Origin of the sequence: Micromonospora sp. NPDC048930, assembly GCF_043197935.1 — a bacterium.
Taxonomy (GTDB): domain Bacteria; phylum Actinomycetota; class Actinomycetes; order Mycobacteriales; family Micromonosporaceae; genus Micromonospora.
Map to the genome: position 1 here is coordinate 290,133 of NZ_JBICUB010000005.1, position 18,449 is coordinate 308,581.

Here is an 18,449-nt window from a genome sequence, read left to right on the forward strand (position 1 = left end):
GTGGCCGTGGGCTGAGGAAGGGTTGTCCGTTACGTGAACTCGCGACCCGCTATCGCTATTAATACGATTTTTCCGGGCAGCTGTTACCCGGCCGAGTCCAGGGCGTGACACCACCGTGACTGCTGGGCGGGACGCCGCGGCCCGGGCGTGGCTCAGCCGAGTTGGTAGTTGACGTGGGCCGACCAGCGGGCGAAGCCGAGCCGCTCGTAGAGCGCCACCGCCGGGGTGTTGGACTCGTCGACGTAGAGCATCACCCGGTCCAGCCCGCGCCGGTCCCGCAGGTACGCCAGCCCGGCGGTGGTCAGCACCCGGCCCAGCCCGCCCCGGTGCGCCGCCGGGTCCACCCCGAGCACGTAGACCTCGCCGATCCGGGCCGAGCCCGGCCGCTCGTGCACCTTGGTCCAGTGGAAGCCGAGCAGCCGGCCGGTCGCCGAGTCCACCGCGAGCAGGAAGCCGGCCGGGTCGAACCACTGCTCGGCGAGGCGTACCCGCAGGTCGGCGAGGGTCCACCGGCCCTGCTCCGGATGGTGGGCGAAGGCCGCGTTGTTGACCGCGAGCCACGCCTCGTCGTCCTCGCCGGGCCGGAAGGCGCGCAGCTCCACGCCCTCGGGCAGGGCCGGCTCGGGAAGCGCGGCGGTCAGCGGCCGGCGCAGCTGCCAGAGCACCCGGGCGCGGGCGAAGCCCAGGTCGACCGCGAGCGCGGCGGCAGACGGGTGGTCGCCGTGCGCCCAGGCGCGCAGCGGCCCGGCGGCCGCGGCCAGCACGCCCCGGGCCAGCGCCCGCCCGGTGCCCCGCCGCCGGTACGCCGGGTGCACCACCAACTCTACCCCGATGCCGTTCGCCGGGTCGGTCGTGTCCAGGTGGGCGTACCCGGTGAGGGTCTCGTCCGTGGCCCGGGCGGTGAGGTGCACGGCGGGCGCCTCCGGGTCCCGCAGCCGCAGCAGCACGTGCTCGTCGAGCGGGTCGGCGCCGTCGGCGTCCCCGGCGATGCGGGCCAGCGCCAGCACCTCGGCCACCTCGACCGGCGCCAGCCGGTCCGCGCGGGCGACCCGGTCGGCGGTGGGCTCGCTGCTGCTCATGCCGCCGCCTCGCTGCGCTCGGCGTCGGCATGAGGCACCTTCGCGCTGAGCGGATGATTCGCTCGCTGACGCTCGCTCATGCCGTCACCGTATCGGCCGGCGGGCCGCCGATCATGCCCGACGCGGGGACCGTTGCGGTGGCGGCGGTCACGTGGCGTCGACGGGCAGCGCCTCCAGCTGGTAGCGGTCCAGCAGCTCGGGCAGGAGGTGCCGCAACGCCTCGACCGTGCCCGACCGGTCGCCGCCGGCGTCGTGCAGCAGCACGATCGAGCCCGGCCCGGTCTGCGTCATCACGGTGCTGGCGATGTTCGCGGCGCCCGGCACCGTCCAGTCCGCCGGGTCGACCGCCCAGTGCAGCGGGGTCATGCCCAGCTCTTCGCAGGTCGACACCACCGGGCGGGTCCAGGCCCCGCCGGGCTGCCGGAAGTACCCGATCCGCGCGCCCGGCACCGCGGCCCGGATCGCGTCGCTGGTCCGGAGCAGGTCGGCCCGGATCGCGTCCGGCGAGCGCTTGCCCAGGTTGACGTCGTGGTTCCAGGAGTGGTTGCAGAGGGTGTGGCCGTCGGCCACGATCGCCTGGATCAGGTTCGGGTGGCTCTCCGCGTTCTCCCCGACCACGCAGAAGGTGGCCTTGACGCCGTACTCCTTGAGCAGGGCGAGCACCTGCGGCGTGTACCGCGGGTCCGGGCCGTCGTCGAAGGTGAGCGCGACCCGCGACGAGCCGGTGGAGGTGCGGCTGCCGTACGGGCCATCCCCGTCGTCGGACGCCGGCGTCGACGCGCTCGGGGACGGGCTGGGGCTGTGCCGCGGCGGCCCGGGGAAGTCCTGGCTGGGCGGTTGGTCGGCGTAGTGCGGGCTGTTCACGCTCGCCTTCACCCCGGCGTTGTGCTCCTGCTCGGGGACCAGGCTGCGCCCGAGCGCGTACGCCGAGCCGAGCAGCGCGGCGAGCACCAGGGTCACCAGGCCGGCCGCGCGCAGGGTGGACATCAGTCGCCCTGCCTGTTCGGATCGGGGCGTCCAGCCGCCATCGCCCCCGTGGTCACCGTACGCACCGTCGCCCCCTTCGCCCCCGGCCAATCCGGCAGTCAGAATAGGGCTGACTACCTGGGCAAAAAGGGCGTTTAGGGTGCAAGACCTCCGAAGAGGGGAACGGCCGCGATTCCGGTCAGATCGGCGGCGGATCGGCCTCCGGCCCGGCGGCTCAGACCGGCAGCGGAGCGGGCTCCGACTCCGGCAGCGAGCGGGACGGCGGCACGACGAACTTGTAGCCGACCTGGCGCACGGTGCCGATCATCGACTCGTACTCCGAGCCGAGCTTGGCCCGCAGCCGCCGGACGTGCACGTCCACGGTGCGGGTGCCGCCGAAGTAGTCGTACCCCCAGACCTCGCGGAGCAGCTGGTCCCGGGTGAACACCCGGCCCGGGTGCTGGGCCAGGAACTTCAGCAGCTCGAACTCCTTGTAGGTGAGGTCGAGCGGGCGTCCCTTGAGCTTGGCCGCGTAGGTGTCCGGGTCGATGGTGAGCTCGCCGGCCCGGATCGAGCCGCCGGCACCGGCCGTCGCGTTGCTCAACCGGCCGACCGCGAGCCGCAGCCGGGCCTCCACCTCGGCCGGCCCGGCCCCGGCCAGGATGACGTCGTCCACGCCCCAGTCCGCGTTCAGCGCGATCAGCCCGGCCTCGGTGACCACCGCGACCAGCGGCACGCCGAGCCCGGTGGCGTGCAGCATCCGACAGGTCGCGCGGGCCTCGCTCAGCTCCGAGCGGGCGTCCACCAGCACGGCGTCCGGGCTCGGGCCGGAGACCAGCGTGCGCACGTCGCGCGGCGCGGTGCGGACCGAGTGCGGCAGCAGGTCGAGCGCCGGCAGCACCGCCGATGGTTCACCTGCACGCGCGGTCACCAGCAGCAGGAGCTCCACGATCACCTCCGTCCCGGCGGCCCTCGGCCGCGCGCGACCAGCGACACTCCTGTTGTGGGGTGGCGCTGAGAACTTGCGTGGGTCCCGGCGTCGCTGACGGGCGGGTAACGGCTTGAGCGTAACCGATAGCCCGGCCGTCACCTCCGCGCCGTTTCCTGTTTGTCTGTTCTGCCCCGGATCGCGGCTCAGGTTTTAACGTTGCCGAAACCGTGACCTCCGCCCGGCCGGCCCGGTCTGGCACGATCGGGGCGTGTTTCCCTCGACCTCGCCCGACACTGGCCGCGACCCGTGGGCCGACGACGCGCGTCCGGGGCCGGCCGGCCCCACCCGTGGCTACCCGCCGGGTCCGCGTACCGGTCCGGCCGATGACGGCGGGGAGCGGCCGGAGCGGAAGGGCCCGCGCCGGCTCCGCAAGGGCGGCCCGGGGCGGCGCCCGGACGACGAGACCGACGAGGCGCCCGAGGAGGAGGTGCCGCCGGTCCCGGTACGCCGCCCGCTGGCGCTCACCGTCGCCGGCTTCGCCGCGCTGCTCGGCGTCGGCCTGGTGCTCGGCGCGCAGACCGCCGGCCCGGGGCACCGGCTGCCCTTCGCGTTCATCATCTTCGGCGTCCAGCTGCTCTTCGTGCTCGCCTGGACGATGGCCATGCGCCCGCCCGCGCTGCTGGTGGTCGCGCTGGTCAGCGCGGGGGTGGCCGGCATCGCCGACGCCGCCGCGGTGCAGTCCGAGATCGCCGGGCTGGCCCCGCTCGGGTACGCCGCGGCCGCCGGGTTCGTGCTCGGCGTGCTCGGCCAGCTCGTCCGCCGGGTGGACCGGGTCCGGGTGACCGACTCGCTCGGCAGCACCCTGCTGATCGTGGTCGGCGTGGTCGCGTTCGCCACGCTGATCGTGCTCAGCCGGATCCCGAAGGGCACCCAGGCGATCACCGTCTGTCTCACCGCCACCGGCGTCGCCCTGCTGGTGGCCCGGCTGACCGACGCGGTGGCGCCCTGGCCCCGGCTCGCCCCACAGGTGCCCCGGGGCGCCGCCGGGGTGGTCCTCGGCGCCATGCTCGGTACGCTGACCAGCGCGGTGCTCGGCAGCTACCTGGTCGGCTTCACCCCGACCAGCGCCGCCCTGGTCGGCCTGGTCACCGCGGCCACCGCCGTGCTGGCCGACCTCGCCGTCGGGTACGCCGAGGCGGGCCGGCTGATGGCCGGCGAGCCGCCGACCATGTGGATCGCCCGGCACATGCAGGGCCCGCTGGGCGGGTTCGCGCTCGCCGCGCCGGCCGCGTACGTGATGTGCGTGCTGTTCCTCTGACCGCGCGGTTGGGGAATCGGCGCCCCGGGTAAGTACCGTTGCGCCGTGGGACGGCGACGGGCCGCAGCCCGTCGTCCGGTGGATCCGGACCGTGAGGAGCGTGCGCCGCGCAGCGGCGACCGGCAGGAGGGCAGGAGGCGGCGTGGCAGAGGCCCCGGCGTACGAGGAGCGACCCCGGCGACGCGGCCGCCGGGTGCTGACCGGTTTCGTGGTGCTGCTCCTGGTCCTGGCCGGGTTGCTGGCGGTGGCCGACCGGCTGGCGGCCGGCGCGGCCGAGCGGGCCATCGCCGAGCAGGTGAAGCAGGAGGTCGCCAAGCAGGACGTGCGGTCCGCCCCACCCAAGGTCGACGTGGGCGGCTTCCCGTTCCTCACCCAGGTGCTGGCCGGGAAGTACCAGCACATCTCCATCGTGCTGACCGACGTGCAGGGCAAGGTGCAGGGCGACGCGGTCGACGTGCCCCGGCTGGACGTGGACGCCCGCAACGTGAAGGCGTCGCTGGACACCCTCCGCACCCGGCAGGGGGACGTGACCGCCGAGAGCGTCGACGGACGCGCCACGATCGCCTACGACAGCCTGGCCAAGCTGCTCGACCGGCCCGGTCTGAAGCTCGGCGAGCAGAACGGCAAGCTGGCGGTCACCGCGCCGGTGGACATCCTGGGCGCCAAGCTCACCGTCAACGGCACCGCCGACGTGACCGTCGCCAACGGCAAGGTCGCACTGCGCTTCAACGACCTGACCGCCGAGGGCCTGCCGAACCTGCCGCTGGCCCGGAGGCTGCTGGCCAACTACGCCAGGGGCATCTCGATCGACGTGCCCCTGCCGGAGCTGCCGTTCCAGCTCACCGTCCGCAAGGTGGAACCGAAGCCGGACGGGCTGGTGGTCACCGCGGACGCGAAGAACGTCCCGATCAACTCCGTCGGCTGACGTCAGCCCTGCTCACGGCCCGGCCATCGGCCGGGCCGTCGGCGTTCCTCCGGCCCGGCCGTCGTCCCGGATGCTGGTCGGGCCGGTGGCGTCCGGCGGAGGTGCTGGTAGTCTCCGTCCTCATGGGGACGCTCCTCACCAAACGGCGCGCGGTCGACCTGTGCCGCGTGGCCACCTGCCTGTGTCGCCCCGTCATCTGACGGCGGGGCTGTTCTCGGCCGCCTAGGCGGCCACCGGCACGCAGGGTCCGCGTACCCTCCGGTGTTCCCCCTGATCGCCCGGCAGCGGCGCCGTCGCACGTACCCGTGATCCGTTCCTAGCTCTGGGTCCCGCGCGTGGTGCGACAATCATCAATTTCGATCTCCGCGCGCAGGCTCACCGTCCATCCTCACAGGGAGTGATCTGATGAGTCGCGACACCGCACTGGTCTCGGCCGAGTGGGCCGAGAAGAACATCGACGCCCCGGGCGTCGTCTTCGTCGAGGTCGACGAGGACACCTCGGCCTACGACACCGGCCACATCGCCGGTGCCATCAAGCTCGACTGGAAGACCGACCTGCAGGACCCGGTCCGCCGGGACTTCGTCAACAAGGCCCAGTTCGAGGCGCTGCTCTCGGCGCGGGGCATCGCCAACGAGGACACCGTCATCCTGTACGGCGGCAACAACAACTGGTTCGCCGCGTACGCGTACTGGTACTTCAAGCTCTACGGTCACCGCGACGTGAAGCTGCTCGACGGCGGCCGCAAGAAGTGGGAGCTGGACGCCCGCCCGCTGGTCACCGACAAGGTGGAGCGCCCGGCTACGACGTACGTCGCGCAGGAGCCGGACACCTCGATCCGCGCCTTCCGCGACGAGGTCGTCGCCGCAATCGGCACCAAGAACCTGGTCGACGTGCGCAGCCCCGACGAGTACGCGGGCCGGCTGCTCGCCCCCGCCCACCTGCCGCAGGAGCAGGCCCAGCGGGCCGGCCACGTGCCGACGGCGATCAGCGTCCCGTGGTCGAAGGCGGCGAACGAGGACGGCACCTTCAAGTCCGACGACGAGCTGCGCAAGATCTACGCCGACGCCGGGCTGGACGACAGCAAGGAGACCATCGCGTACTGCCGGATCGGTGAGCGCTCCTCGCACACCTGGTTCGTCCTCCAGGAACTGCTCGGGCACCGCAACGTGAAGAACTACGACGGATCCTGGACCGAGTACGGCTCGCTGGTCGGCGTGCCGGTGGCGCTCGGCGATGAGCCCGGGGAGGCCTGATCATCATGACTGCTCCTACCGCCGCCGGTTGCGCCGCTCCCGACCAGGCCGCCCCGCTGCCGGCCAGCCTGGACCTGGAGAAGGAGACCGTGATCACGGGCCTGGTCCGGGCCGAGTCCGGTGAGGCCGTCCCGGGCGCGTACGTCCGGCTGCTCGACTCCACCGGCGAGTTCACCGCCGAGGTGGTGACCTCCCCGGCGGGCCAGTTCCGGTTCTTCGCCGCGCCGGGCGACTGGACCCTGCGGGCGCTCTCCCGGCACGGCAACGGCGACACCGCCGTCACCGCCGCCCGCGGGATCAACGAGGTGTCCGTCACGGTCGCCGCCTGACCCACGCTCTGATCCGTGGCCCGCCGCCCACCCGGGTGGCGGGCCACACCCACCCCCGCCCCCACCCACCCCCCCCCGGGATCCGCGCTGATTCACGGAAAGAGCGGCTTCCCGGGCCGCGGAGGCCACTCTTTCCGTGAATCAGGCCCTTCCCGCCCGGGGCGGGCGCGCGGGGGTGGTGGGGGCGGGAGACGGCGCGTGACACGATGGCCGGGTGAGTGGTGCCGTGCAGGCGGGGTACGCCCCGCCGTCCCGTCCCGACCAGCCGGTGCCCGGCCGGCGTTGGCTGCGCTGGCTGGTGCCGGTGACGGTGGCCTGGGCGGTGCTGCTCGCCGGCCTGACCTGGTGGTCGGTGCGGCACGACCCGCCGACCGTGAAGGAGCAGCGCACCCTCGGCGAGGCGGCGTCGGTGGTGGACCGGGCGATCGGCCGCCTGGTGGCCGCGCTCGCTGACGACGCCTGGGAGCTGACCCCGGCCCGGGTGGAGCGGGGCTGCCGGGTCACCCCGCTGGCCGACGGGGCGTCGCTGACCCGGGGCCTGGACGTGGCGGTGGCCGCCGGCGGCGAACGCGCGCTGCTGGACCGGGTGGCGCAGCGGCTGCCTGCCGACTGGCGGGCCGGGGTCGCCACGGAGGTCGGCCGGCCCCGGTTGCGGGCCGACGCGGGGGAGTTCGTCGCGATCGACGGTCGGGTGGTGGCCGACGGTCTTGTCCGTTTCTCCGCCGCCACCGGCTGCCGTCCCGCCGACACCGAGATCATCGACCCCCTGCTCGGGTACCCCGTCGGGCCGGAGCTGACCGCGGCGCTGCGGGCGCTGGGCCAGGCCGCGCCGCCGGGCGCCGCGCAGGTCTCGGCGCCCTGCCCGGCGGGTGGTCGCGCCCGGACGGTCAACGTCGATGTCGGCCCGGTGCCGGCCTCGCTGGCCGCGCTCCGGCCGCTCGGCGCCGTCGTGGTCGACCGCCCGGAGCGGTACGCCTACCGCAGCGGATCCGTCGTCGTGCTGGTCGACGCCACCGGCGACCGGCTGCGGCTGGCCGCCTCCACCGGCTGCGCCGGCTGACCTGCCGCGGGCTCACTGCTCGTGGTTGTGGTCGTGCGGGGTGCGGCTGCGACCCAGGGCGTCCACCTGGCCCCAGCGGCCGGGGATGTCGAGCAGTTCCACCCGGCCCATCCCTGGCGGGACGGCGGGGTCGATGATCAGGTGCTCGCCCTGCGGCTCCAGGCCGAGCATCACCCGGAGCAGCAGCAGGGGGGTGCCGGCCGACCAGGCCTGCGGGCTGCACGCGGTCGGGTACTGCACGGGATAGTCGGTGAGGTCGCGTTCGTAGCCGGCGAACGCCTCGGGCAGCCGCCCCTGGAAGTAGCGGGAGGCGCTGAGCATCGCCTCGCAGATCTTGCCGGCCTCTTTCCGGAAGCCGTACTTCCACAGTCCCCAGGCGATGATCGAGTTGTCGAACGGCCAGACCGTGCCGACGTGGTAGCCGACCGGGTTGTACCGGCCCTGGTCGTCGGCGAGGGTGCGCACGCCCCAGCCGGAGAAGAGGCGCGGACCGAGCAGGTGCCGGACCACGACCGCCGCCCGTGACTCGTCGACGATGCCGCTCCACAGCAGGTGCCCGATGTTGGAGGAGAGCGCGTCCACGTGCCGCCCGTCCGGGTCCAGGGCCAGCGCGTAGTACTCCCGGTCCGGGATCCAGAAGTCCCGGTTGAACCGCTCCTTCAGCGCGGCCGCCTCGCGTTCCAGCCGGTCGGCGTACGCCGGGTCGTTCCAGACCTTCCGGGCCAGCCGGGCACCGCGCAGCTTGGCGTCGTACGCGTACCCCTGGAGTTCACAGGTGGCCCGGGGGAACTCGGGCAGCCGGCCGTCGGAGTACGAGATGGAGTCCCAGGAGTCCTTCCAGCACTGGTTCTGCAGGCCGGTCTCCGGGTTGCGGGTCATGTACCAGACGTATCCGGTGCCCAGCAGGTCCCCGTACGTGTCGAGCCAGGCCAGCGCCGCCCGGGCCTCGTGCTCCAGCATCCGGATCAGCTTCGCGTCCCCGGTCCACCGTTCGTACTCGTCGAGCAGGATCACGAAGAGCGCGGTCGTGTCGGCCGAGCCGTAGTACGGCGAGTGCGGCTGTTCCTCGAATCCCGCGGTCTCGCCGTACCGCAGCTCGTGCAGGATCTTGCCCGGCTCCTCGTCCCGGAAGTCGTCCAGCCGGCTGCCCTGCAGTCCGGCCAGCATGACGATGGTCGGCGGCACCATCTCGGGCAGGAACGGCAGCACCTGGAGCGAGGTGAAGATGCTGTCCCGCCCGAACAGGGTCATGAACCAGGGCAGGCCGGCGGCGAGCAGCCGTACGCCGAGCGCGATCGACTCGTACCGGAGGGCGGCCAGGTCGTTGAGGCTGCGCCGGTACGCCCCGGCCAGCGGTTCGCAGTCGCAGCCGAGCTTCGGGGCCCGCGCGATCAGTTCGTTCTGTTCGGCGTGGATGGCCGCGACCGAGCGGTGCCCGCCCAACGGCAGGGTGGCCCGGATGTCCTCACCCCGGGCGCCGTAGATGACGGTGGCGATGTGCAGCCGGGTGGTCCACTCGCCGTGCGGCCCGACCTGGACCCGGAAGGTCATGCCGCTCTCGTCGATCTCGGCGGGCGCGGTCGTGCTGATCACCGCCTCCCGGTGGAAGCCCTCCCGGCGGTAGGTGAGCCGCAGCTCGTTCGGTCCGACGGTGGGCGTGGTGCGTCCCTTCTTCTGCCGCTTGTGCTTGATCTCGAACAGGTCCGCGAAGTCGGAGCCGATGTCGAGTCGCAGGGTGAACTCGACGTCCTGCTCCGCGTGGTTGAGCAGGGTCAGTTCCTCGTCGAAGCTGCCGCCGATCGACCGGCTGCGGATCACCGAGACCTTGGCGTCCAGGTAGTGGGTCGGTTCGCCGGGGACCATGAAGAACCGCGTCCGGTACGACTGGGAGTCGTCGATGGAGAGGGCGTGCAGCTTCTCGCCGTTGAGGGTGAGGACCCAGGTGGAGAGGAACCGGGTGTCGAAGGAGAAGAGCCCGGTGGGGAAGTCGAAGGACGGCTCGATGTTGCCGCGCCGGTCGCTGACCAGGAAGGTGTTGCCGTCCAGGATGCTGACGCGCTCCATCATTCCGGCCGTCCGAGGTCCTCGCGGGCGGTCTCCCGGGGATCCCGGGTGCCGGGCGGGTCGGGGAAGAAGCGCCGGAACACCAGGAAGAGCACGACGTTGCCGCTGAACGTGGCCTCGTTGCGCAGCACCGCCGCCATCCCGGCCTCCCGGCCGGTGGCCAGTTCCTCGAACAGTTCGGCGCTGACGGTGAAGATGGCGTCGGCCGGCCGCTGTTCCCGGCCCACCCGGACCGTGCCCGGCCCCATCTCCAGGTACCAGTGCTCGGTGCGGTTGTCGCTGGTCAGGTCGATCTGGAGGATGCCGCGGGTCGGGCCGGGCAGCACCACCGGGGCACGCGCCGGCAGTGACGCGAAGAACCGCTCGATCGCCTCGCCCACATCCGAATCGTAGGCAAGCAGTCGGAAATATCGGGTGAAATCGGCGCTCCACCCGAAGCGAACATCCCGGGCCGAGGCCGGCTGACCTCAGTAGACCAGGGCCTGCGCTCCCTCGGCCATCGCCTCCTCGACGAAGACCGCCGCGCCCGCGATGCGTACGCCGGGGATGACGTCATCCTGGCCGATGTCCCGGCGGGCCGCGCACTGGGTGCAGGCGGTCACCTTGCCGGTGGCCAGGATCACGTGCAGCAGCTCGGCCAGCGGCGCGGAGTGCGGCAGCTCGAAGTCCTGCGCCCGCCCGGGCAGCGCGAACCAGGTCGACTCCCCGGTCAACCAGAGCGACACGTCCACGCCGGCGGCGGCCGCGGTGGCGGCGACGGTGAAGGCCTGCGCGCAACGCTCGGGGGCGTCGGCGCCGGCGGTGGCCTTGACGACCAGAGTGCGGGCCATGCCGCCCAGCATAGGATGGCCGGGATGGTTACCGAGATCGGGTTCGTCAGCCTGCTGGTCGCCGGCCTGGGCGCGCTCGCCGGTGGCCTGGTCTATCTGGCCGTGAAGATTTCGAGAGGTAAGTGGTGAGTGAGAACCCGCTGCAGCCGCCGTGGCTGAACGCGCCGCCGGTCGACCCGTACCCGTACGAGGAGAGCCACGACCTGCGCGTCGGCCCGAAGCTGCACCGGAGCCTGGACGGCCTGCTGCCGTACATCGGGGTGTGGCGCGGGCGTGGCCGGGGCGGGTTCCCCACCATCGAGGACTTCGACTTCGCGCAGGAGATCCGGATCAGCCACGACGGCCGGCCGTTCCTGCTCTACGAGTCCCGCGCCTGGATCCTCGACGAGCAGAGCCGCCCGGTCCGGCCGGCCGGTCGCGAGGTGGGCTGGTGGCGTCCGGTGCTGGACGGTGACCGGGTCACCGACGAACTGGAAGCGCTGATGACCACGCCGACCGGCGTGATGGAGCTGTACATCGGCAAGCGCAAGGGCACCCAGATCGAGTTCGCCACCGACGCGGTGCTGCGTACCGCGACGGCCAAGGAGGTCACCGCGGGTGCCCGCCTGTTCGGCATCGTCGAGGGCGCCCTGCTCTACGCCCAGGAGATGGCCGCCATGGGCCACGCCCTGAGCCCCCACCTCTCCGCCCGCCTCATCCGCGTAGCCGGCTGACCCCCACCCCCCACCCAAACTCCTTGATCAACCCGTTTCGGTATCCGCCAGGGGGAAGCCAGAGAGGGCGCGGAGCGTGGGGGTGTGGGGGGAACGGGAGATGGGAGTGTGGTCGAGAGACGTGATCTCGGCGGGGCCGCGGAGGGACGAGGTAAGCCAAACCCCGTCGGCCTCGTGCAGCTCCGCCGGGGTGATCAGGCGTTCCTCGGCCCGCAGGCCCAGCTCGGCCGCGTGGTCGAGGAGCCAGCGGACGGTCACCCCGGGCAGCACGCCGGTGGCCGCCGCCGGCACTGTGCAGAGCGTGGTGCCGTCGAGCCAGACCAGGTTGGCGCTCGGGCCCTCCAGCGCGTACCCGTCGGTGGAGACCCAGAGCACGTCGTCCACGCCGGTGCGGGCCGCCCAGCGGCGGGCCGCGGTGCTCACCGCGTACGAGGTGGACTTGACCCCGACCGGCAGCCAGCCCAGCTCGGGGCGGGACCGCGCGGTCACCCCGAGCGGCAGGGTCGCGACGGTCACCCCGTCCCGCCGGGCCCGCTTCGTCGCCGCCGGCACCTCGCCCAGCGTGGCGTAGACCGTCGGCGGCCCGCCGCCCTCCGGTCCCCGGGTGCAGACCAGCCGCAGCGCCCCCTCCACCTCGGGCGGCCACCCGGCGCGGACCGCGTCGAGCAGGCCGACCAGCGCGCCGGTGGGCGGCAGGTCCAGCTCGACCGCCGCCGCGCCGGCCCGCAGCCGGGCCAGGTGCGCGTCGCGCAGCCACGGCTCCCCGCCGCGCAGGTGCATGGTCTCGAAGAGGCCGTCGCCGTGCAGCACGCCCCGGTCGTCGCCGCGCAGCACCGCCTCCCCGGCCGGTACGACCCCCCGCCCGAGCACGGCCACCCGTGATGCCACCACGACCGACGAGGGTAGTAGCGTACCCCCGCGACGGCGGGTGCGGCGCGGCGGCCGAACTATGATCGGACGGTGTCCGAATCCTCCCTGGCGGAACTGCTCCGCTCCCGTGGGCTGCGGCTGACGGCGCAGCGGCAGCTGGTCCTGCAGGCGGTCATGGAGCTGGGGCACGCCACGCCGGAGCAGGTGCACACGGCGGTCCGCGAGGTCGCCGCCGGGGTCAACATCACCACCATCTACCGGACGCTGGAGCTGCTCGAACGGCTCGGCCTGGTGACCCACACCCACCTGTCGCACGGGTCGCCGACCTACCACGCGGCGGGCGAGCACCAGCACGTCCACCTGGTCTGCCGGGAGTGCGGCGCGATCGACGAGATCGAGCCCGAGCTGCTCCGGCCGCTCGCCGACCAGTTGGCCGCGCAGCGGGGGTTCCAGGTCGACATCGGGCACGTGGCGCTCTTCGGCGTCTGCGGGCAGTGCGAGGACGGGGGACGTAAATGATCGACATCGCGGGTGCGGTGGCCGCCGAGGCGATCGACGAGGAGACCCGGGACCAGCCCGAGCCGGCCCACCGGGCGGCCGGGGTCGGCCCGGTCGCCGCCCACTACGGCGACCCGATGCGCGAGCAGCGCACGCTCGCCACCGGGGTGGGTCTGGTGGACCGCTCGCACCGGGGCGTGGTGGCGGTGCCGGGCGAGGAGCGGATCGGCTGGCTGCACACCCTGACCAGCCAGCACCTCGCCGCGCTCAGCCCCTGGCAGGGCACCGAGCTGCTGGTCCTCTCCCCGCACGGGCACGTCGAGCAGCACGCCATGGTCACCGAGGACGGGGAGACCACCTGGCTGGACACCGAGCCCGGGATGACCACCGGGCTGCTGTCGTACCTGGAGAAGATGCGGTTCTTCAGCAAGGTGGAGCCGCGCGACGCGACCGCCGACCACGCCCTGCTCTCGCTGGTCGGGCCGGAGGCCACCGGCGCGCTCGCCACCCTCGGGGTCACCGGGCTGGCCGCGCCCGACGTGGTCGCGGTGCCGGGCCCGAAGTTCCGCTCCGGCGAGCTGCCGTCCCGGCCCACCGTGGTGTACGACGTGAAGCCGCTGCCGGTCGGCGGGTGGGCCCGGCGGGTGGCGCTCGGCGTGGACCTGCTGGTGCCTCGCCCGGCCATGGCTGGGGTGGTGGACGAGCTGCGGGGAGCCGGGGTGCCGGTGGCCGGGCTGTGGGCGTACGAGGCGGTCCGGGTGGCCGCCCGACGGGCCCGGGCCGGGGTTGACACCGATCACCGGACCATCCCCGCCGAGGTCGACCTCATCGCCCCGGCCGTGCACCTGGACAAGGGTTGCTACCGGGGCCAGGAGACGGTGGCCCGGGTGCACAACCTGGGCAAGCCGCCGCGTCGTCTCGTGCTGCTGCACCTGGACGGGGTGACCACCGACCAGCCGCCGACCGCCGGCACGCCGGTGACCCTGGACGGCCGGACGGTCGGCTTCGTGGGCACCGCGGTGCACCACTACGAGCTCGGTCAGATCGCCCTCGCCGTGGTCAAGCGCAACGTCGCCGACGACGCCCGGCTGATGGTCGGGGAGACGGCCGCCGCCATCGAACCGGCGTAAGGGATACCGCCCCGGCGGCCCTCGGGCGGAAAATCTTCCGTTTGGTGAGGTCGATTCACGGAATTCTGCTGCGTCTCGCCTGTCGACCGGAAGGGAACCGGCGGTCTAGGATCCGGGCATGACGACAGGGACGTTGATCACGGTTGCCCCGACCGGCGCGGAGTCGGCCAAGGCGGAGGTGCCGGCGCTGCCGGTGACCCTCGACGAGCTGCTGCTGACCGCCAAGGAGTGCGAGGCGCTCGGCGCCTCCGTGATCCACGTCCACATCCGCGACGACGAGGCGAAGCCCACCCTCGACCAGGGCCGGCTGCAGGAGACCGTGGCCGCGCTGCGGGAGAGCACCGACCTGATCGTGCAGCTCTCCTCCGGCGGCGCGGTGACCGACCCGGAGGCCGACCGGCTGGCCGTGCTGGACGCCGGCCCGGACATGGCCTCCTGCACCATGGGCACGGTCAACTTCGGCGACGACGTCTTCATGAACCGCTGGGAGTTCATCGTCGACCTGCACACCCGGATGCAGGAGAAGGGCGTCGTCCCCGAGTACGAGATCTTCGACCTCGGTCATCTCACCGCCCTCCAGCGCCTGCTCGGCAAGTACGGCCTGCCGCACGGCGGGCACGTGCACGTCGACTTCGTGATGGGCGTGCCGGGCGGCATGCCGGGCACCACCGCCACCCTGGTCGCCGCCGAGCAGATGCTGCGCGACCTGCCGCCGGGCACCACCTTCTCGGCCACCGGGATCGGCCGCAGCACCATCCCGGTGATGCTGGCGTCCCTGTCGGCTGGCGGGCACCTCCGGGTCGGCATGGAGGACACCGTCACCTACGCCAAGGGCCGGCCGGTGGAGTCCAACATGCAACTGGTCGCCCGCGCGGTCGGCTTCGCACAGCTCGCCCAGCGCCCGCCGCTGACCACCACCGAGGCCCGGGCGCTGCTCGGCCTGTAAGCCACGCTCCGCCCGGCGCTCCTGTACGAGGCCGGCCGACGCCGCTGGTCACCCCGGTGCCGGGCTCGTCCGGCCCGTCGGTACCGTCCACCCCGTGGGAAAGACGTACGAGGGCGGCGTGCCGCTCGCCGAGGTGGTCCGGTCCGGGTTCGTGGAGAGCCTGCACCGTGGTTCCGTGGTGGTGCTCGACGCCGCCGGCACGCCGGTGGCCGCGGCGGGTGATGTCGGCTCGCCGATCTTCCCCCGGTCGTCCAACAAGCCGATGCAGGCGATCGGGATGCTCCGGGCCGGGCTGCCGCTGACCGACGCGGCGGACGTGGCGCTGGTCGCGGCCAGCCACGCGGGCGAGGGGTTCCACGTGGAGCGGGTCACCGGCCTGCTCCAGCGGGCCGGGCTGGACGAGGGGGCCCTGCACTGCCCGCCGGACCTGCCGGTCGGTGAGGCGGCCCGGGAGGCGGTGCTGCGGTCCGGCGGCGGGCCGCGGCGGATCCAGATGAACTGCTCGGGCAAGCACACCGGGATGCTGTTGACCTGCCTCGCCGCCGGCTGGCCGCTGGACGGTTACTGGCGGCCGGAGCACCCGCTCCAGCAGCGGTTGACCGCCGCCATCGAGGAGTTCACCGGGGAAGCGGCGGCGGCCGTCGGGGTGGACGGCTGCGGTGCGCCAGTCCTCGCCGTGTCGCTGACCGGGCTGGCGCGGGCGTACCTGCGGCTGGTCTCCGCCGAGCCGGGCACCGTCGAGCGGACCGTGGCGGACGCGATGCGGACGTTCCCGGAGCTGGTGGGCGGCACCCAGGCCGACGACACCCGGCTGATGCGGGGCGTACCCGGGCTGTTGGCGAAGGTCGGCGCGGAGGGCGTCATCGCGGCGGCGGTCCCCGGCGTCGGCGCCGTGGCTCTCAAGATCGACGACGGTGCCGCCCGGGCCCGGATGCCGGTGCTGGTCGCGGGGCTGCGCCGGCTCGGCGTCGAGGCTCCGGTGCTGGCGGAGTACGCCGACGTGCCGCTGCTCGGCGGCGGCCTCCCGGTGGGCGCGGTCCGCCCGGTCTGGTGACCCGGGCGCCGGTGGTGCTCCCGTAGTGGCGGCACGACCGGCGCCCGCGCGGCGGGGGTGCCGCCCGACCGCCGCAGCAGCCGGCACATGAGTCAGGAGCGGTATGTCTCTGAGGCATAAATATGCCTGAGAGACATACCGCTCTCAGGTCTGTGCCGCCCCACGCCGTCGGAGCGGACGAATCGCCTCGGAACGCTTGGCGGCCAGGTTACCGTGGCGCTCTCCGAGGTCGCGCCGGCGAGCCCGGCGCCGCTCAGGGGAGGAAGTCGAGCAGGGCGGCGTTGACCGGTTCGGGCTTTTCGAGCGGCAGCAGGTGCGCGGCGTCCGGGACGTCGGGCAGGCGCACGCCGTGCGGAGCCTCGGCGGCGATCCGGTCGGCCAGCCGGCGGATGTCCCCGAGGTCGTCCGCGCCGGCCCCGGCCAGCACCGGCATGCCCAGCTCGCCCAGCCGGTCGATCGCCGGCGGGTCGAGCTCACCGACCTCCACGGCGCTGAGCGCCAGCTCGGCGGCGAGCGCCCGGCGGTCCATCTCCTCGGCGAACCGGATCAGCTCCGGGTCGACGTCCGCCGGCTTGCGGGATGGCCCGACCACCCAGAACCGCACCTCGCCGGCGGCGGTGGCGGTGAAGTCCTGCGGGTCCACGTCGCCGACCAGCTCCTCCCAGAGCTGTTCGGTCTCCTCGGACCACTCGTTGCCGGAGACCGGCGCGCCGAGCAGGGCCACAGCGGACACCCGCGCCGGGTACGCCAGCGCGGTGTCCACCGCGACCTTACCGCCGAACGAGCAGCCGACCAGGGCGGCCCGGTCCAGGCCCAGCGCGTCGAGCAGCCCGATCACGTCGTCGTGGTGCGCGAACGGGGCGGGTGGCAGTTCGGAGTCGCCGTAGCCGCGCAGGTCGGGGACGATCACCCGGTGCCGTGCCGCCAGCGCGGGCAGCTGAGCGCGCCACATCCGCCGGTCCGCGATGCCGGCGTGCAGCAGCACCACCGCGCTCCCGCTGCCGGCCTCGTCGTACGTGAGCTGGGCGCCGTTGACTTCGATCTTTGCCACGGGGGCACGGTACGGACGGGACACCGGGCACGCAAGCGGCTATCCGTGACCTCGCTAACTCTGGCTAGCACTTTGCTTGCAGGAGCTAGCACCGCGAGCTAGCGTGGAGTCATGGCCACCGGTAAGGAGCTTCCCGACGTCGGCGGGTTCATTCGTGACCTGCGCCGTAACGCGAAGATCTCGCTGCGCCAGCTCGCCGAGCAGGCCGGCGTCAGCAACCCGTACCTCAGTCAGATCGAGCGCGGGCTCCGCAAGCCGAGCGCCGAGGTGCTCCAGCAGCTCGCCAGCGCCCTGCGCGTCTCCACCCCGGCCATGTACCTGCGGGCCGGACTGCTGGACGACAAGGAGGGGCAGGGTGTGCTCGCGGCGATCGCCGTCGACCCCGAGCTGACCATGGCCCAGAAGCAGTCGCTCACCCAGATCTACGAGACGTTCCGCCGGGAGAACGCCCGGCTGGCCGAGGCGACCGCCGCCGCGCAGGCGGGCACCGAGCCGACCCGGGCCACCGAGCCGACCCCGGCCGCGACCGAGCCGAGGAGCGCGCCGGAGGCCCCGGCCACCGTCGCGCCGGCCGCGACCGGACCCACGACGCCGGACGGCACCCCGACCGAGGCGGTCCTCGAGTCGGTCGCCGTCACCGAGGCGGGCGCCACGCCCGCCCCGACCACCGCCGCCCCCCAGAAGAAGACCACCCGCCGGGTGGTCCGCAAGGCCGCCGGTGCGGCCGAGGAGGAAAAGTCATGACCCAGCCGAAGACCAACCGCATCCCGGCCCCCATCTACGCCGCTGCCGGCGCCGGTGAGCTGGCCCTCCAGCAGCTGCGCAAGCTCCCCACCGTGGTCAGCGACCTCGGCACCCGGGTCGTCGCCGAGTTCGGCGGCAAGGCCGTCGTCACCGGCGTCGAGCTGCGCCAGAAGGCGACCGCGACGCTGAAGACCGCCAACCTGACCGCCACCGGGCTGCGGGAGAAGGGCGTGCCGACCGACCTCGACCTGGACAAGCTCCGCGAGGCCGCCAGCCGCAACGCCGCCGCCGTGGTGGCGGGCGCCCAGGCCGCGCAGGAGCGGGCCCTGGCCGGCGCCCAGGCCGCGCAGGCCCGCGCCCTGGCCACGTACGCGGAGCTGGTCGCCCGTGGCGAGCGGATGGTCGGCGCCGGTGTGCTGGAGGCCGCCGACACGGTGAACGCGGACATCGAGGCGACCGGGGCCGCGCCGGCCACCGAGGCCGCGAAGCCGGCCGAGGCGCCGTCCCCGGTCGAGGTGGCCGAGGCCGTGGCGAGCAAGCCGGCCGCGGTGAAGCGGACCCGGGCCACCAAGGCCACCGCCGCCAAGGCCACCGCCGCGAAGCCCGCCACCCCGTCGGCGAAGCTGCCGAAGACCACGAAGCGGACCCGTCCGGCCGCCGAGTGAGTCGACCCTGGACCGAGACCCC

Annotated in this window: 22 protein-coding genes; 14 read left to right on the forward strand and 8 right to left on the reverse strand. The window is 73.6% G+C overall.

The annotated features are described in order from the left end of the window. Window positions 1-152 precede the first annotated feature (152 nt). From mshD to ACGFI9_RS16025, 3 genes are all read right to left on the reverse strand, one after another. Window positions 153-1,079, reverse strand: a complete 927-nt coding sequence (mshD, locus tag ACGFI9_RS16015) for a mycothiol synthase (RefSeq protein ID WP_393178715.1) — start codon at window positions 1,077-1,079, stop codon at window positions 153-155. A gap of 147 nt (window positions 1,080-1,226) precedes the next feature. Further along, a complete protein-coding gene (locus ACGFI9_RS16020) occupies window positions 1,227-2,066 on the reverse strand; it encodes a polysaccharide deacetylase family protein (RefSeq protein ID WP_393178716.1) in 840 nt (279 codons plus the stop codon). Window positions 2,067-2,280: 214 nt separating this feature from the next. Continuing rightward, a complete protein-coding gene (locus ACGFI9_RS16025) occupies window positions 2,281-3,000 on the reverse strand; it encodes a winged-helix domain-containing protein (protein WP_393178717.1) in 720 nt (239 codons plus the stop codon). Between the two features lie 244 nt (window positions 3,001-3,244). On the opposite strand from ACGFI9_RS16025, the gene ACGFI9_RS16030 reads away from it, so the two are divergent. From ACGFI9_RS16030 to ACGFI9_RS16055, 6 genes are all read left to right on the forward strand, one after another. Beyond that, window positions 3,245-4,294, forward strand: a complete 1,050-nt coding sequence (locus tag ACGFI9_RS16030) for a hypothetical protein (protein WP_393178718.1) — start codon at window positions 3,245-3,247, stop codon at window positions 4,292-4,294. Window positions 4,295-4,436: 142 nt separating this feature from the next. Then, the gene (locus ACGFI9_RS16035; protein WP_393178719.1) at window positions 4,437-5,219 is read left to right on the forward strand and encodes a DUF2993 domain-containing protein; all 783 of its coding nucleotides are present in this window, start codon (window positions 4,437-4,439) and stop codon (window positions 5,217-5,219) included. A gap of 122 nt (window positions 5,220-5,341) precedes the next feature. Beyond that, complete coding sequence (locus ACGFI9_RS16040; protein ID WP_311202345.1) at window positions 5,342-5,419, forward strand: Ms5788A family Cys-rich leader peptide; 78 nt, start codon at window positions 5,342-5,344, stop codon at window positions 5,417-5,419. A gap of 205 nt (window positions 5,420-5,624) precedes the next feature. Next, window positions 5,625-6,473, forward strand: coding sequence for a sulfurtransferase (locus ACGFI9_RS16045; protein ID WP_393178720.1), 849 nt, complete (start codon window positions 5,625-5,627; stop codon window positions 6,471-6,473). Between the two features lie 5 nt (window positions 6,474-6,478). Continuing rightward, entirely contained in the window at window positions 6,479-6,802 is a 324-nt protein-coding gene (locus ACGFI9_RS16050; RefSeq protein WP_393178721.1) for a DUF1416 domain-containing protein, read from the forward strand. A 268-nt stretch (window positions 6,803-7,070) separates the two neighbouring features. Continuing rightward, window positions 7,071-7,862 carry a hypothetical protein gene (locus ACGFI9_RS16055; protein WP_393178904.1) on the forward strand — a complete coding sequence of 264 codons (792 nt, stop codon included), beginning with the start codon at window positions 7,071-7,073 and terminating at the stop codon, window positions 7,860-7,862. A gap of 12 nt (window positions 7,863-7,874) precedes the next feature. On the opposite strand, the gene ACGFI9_RS16060 is transcribed toward ACGFI9_RS16055, so the two are convergent. The 3 genes from ACGFI9_RS16060 to ACGFI9_RS16070 form a co-directional block, all read right to left on the reverse strand. Further along, window positions 7,875-9,929, reverse strand: coding sequence for a glycogen debranching N-terminal domain-containing protein (locus ACGFI9_RS16060; RefSeq protein WP_393178722.1), 2,055 nt, complete (start codon window positions 9,927-9,929; stop codon window positions 7,875-7,877). Beyond that, on the reverse strand, window positions 9,926-10,306 hold the full coding sequence (locus ACGFI9_RS16065; protein ID WP_393178723.1) for an SCP2 sterol-binding domain-containing protein: 381 nt from the start codon (window positions 10,304-10,306) through the stop codon (window positions 9,926-9,928). The genes ACGFI9_RS16060 and ACGFI9_RS16065 overlap by 4 nt, the downstream gene beginning before the upstream one ends. Window positions 10,307-10,393: 87 nt before the next feature. Continuing rightward, window positions 10,394-10,768 carry a DsrE family protein gene (locus tag ACGFI9_RS16070; RefSeq protein WP_123240135.1) on the reverse strand — a complete coding sequence of 125 codons (375 nt, stop codon included), beginning with the start codon at window positions 10,766-10,768 and terminating at the stop codon, window positions 10,394-10,396. Between the two features lie 12 nt (window positions 10,769-10,780). Here ACGFI9_RS16070 and mtfM point away from each other — a divergent pair, with 12 nt between their 5' ends. Next, window positions 10,781-10,885: a small membrane protein MtfM gene (mtfM, locus tag ACGFI9_RS16075; protein ID WP_274534545.1), complete on the forward strand. Its 105-nt coding sequence runs from the start codon at window positions 10,781-10,783 to the stop codon at window positions 10,883-10,885. Then, window positions 10,879-11,469 carry an FABP family protein gene (locus ACGFI9_RS16080; protein WP_393178724.1) on the forward strand — a complete coding sequence of 197 codons (591 nt, stop codon included), beginning with the start codon at window positions 10,879-10,881 and terminating at the stop codon, window positions 11,467-11,469. The genes mtfM and ACGFI9_RS16080 overlap by 7 nt, the downstream gene beginning before the upstream one ends. A gap of 27 nt (window positions 11,470-11,496) precedes the next feature. On the opposite strand, the gene ACGFI9_RS16085 is transcribed toward ACGFI9_RS16080, so the two are convergent. Beyond that, complete coding sequence (locus ACGFI9_RS16085) at window positions 11,497-12,360, reverse strand: aminotransferase class IV (protein ID WP_393178725.1); 864 nt, start codon at window positions 12,358-12,360, stop codon at window positions 11,497-11,499. Between the two features lie 69 nt (window positions 12,361-12,429). On the opposite strand from ACGFI9_RS16085, the gene ACGFI9_RS16090 reads away from it, so the two are divergent. From ACGFI9_RS16090 to ACGFI9_RS16105, 4 genes are all read left to right on the forward strand, one after another. Beyond that, the gene (locus ACGFI9_RS16090; RefSeq protein ID WP_393178726.1) at window positions 12,430-12,858 is read left to right on the forward strand and encodes a Fur family transcriptional regulator; all 429 of its coding nucleotides are present in this window, start codon (window positions 12,430-12,432) and stop codon (window positions 12,856-12,858) included. Next, window positions 12,855-13,967, forward strand: coding sequence for a YgfZ/GcvT domain-containing protein (locus ACGFI9_RS16095; protein WP_393178727.1), 1,113 nt, complete (start codon window positions 12,855-12,857; stop codon window positions 13,965-13,967). The genes ACGFI9_RS16090 and ACGFI9_RS16095 overlap by 4 nt, the downstream gene beginning before the upstream one ends. A 118-nt stretch (window positions 13,968-14,085) precedes the next feature. After that, window positions 14,086-14,913, forward strand: coding sequence for a 3-keto-5-aminohexanoate cleavage protein (locus ACGFI9_RS16100; protein WP_393178728.1), 828 nt, complete (start codon window positions 14,086-14,088; stop codon window positions 14,911-14,913). 94 nt (window positions 14,914-15,007) lie between these two features. Beyond that, window positions 15,008-15,967, forward strand: coding sequence for an asparaginase (locus ACGFI9_RS16105; protein ID WP_393178729.1), 960 nt, complete (start codon window positions 15,008-15,010; stop codon window positions 15,965-15,967). 253 nt (window positions 15,968-16,220) lie between these two features. Here the strand turns inward: ACGFI9_RS16105 and ACGFI9_RS16110 are convergent, their stop codons facing one another. Beyond that, entirely contained in the window at window positions 16,221-17,018 is a 798-nt protein-coding gene (locus ACGFI9_RS16110) for an alpha/beta fold hydrolase (protein ID WP_393178730.1), read from the reverse strand. Window positions 17,019-17,129: 111 nt separating this feature from the next. On the opposite strand from ACGFI9_RS16110, the gene ACGFI9_RS16115 reads away from it, so the two are divergent. Then, window positions 17,130-17,762: a helix-turn-helix domain-containing protein gene (locus ACGFI9_RS16115; protein WP_393178731.1), complete on the forward strand. Its 633-nt coding sequence runs from the start codon at window positions 17,130-17,132 to the stop codon at window positions 17,760-17,762. Beyond that, on the forward strand, window positions 17,759-18,427 hold the full coding sequence (locus ACGFI9_RS16120; protein ID WP_393178732.1) for a hypothetical protein: 669 nt from the start codon (window positions 17,759-17,761) through the stop codon (window positions 18,425-18,427). The genes ACGFI9_RS16115 and ACGFI9_RS16120 overlap by 4 nt, the downstream gene beginning before the upstream one ends. Window positions 18,428-18,449: the final 22 nt, after the last annotated feature.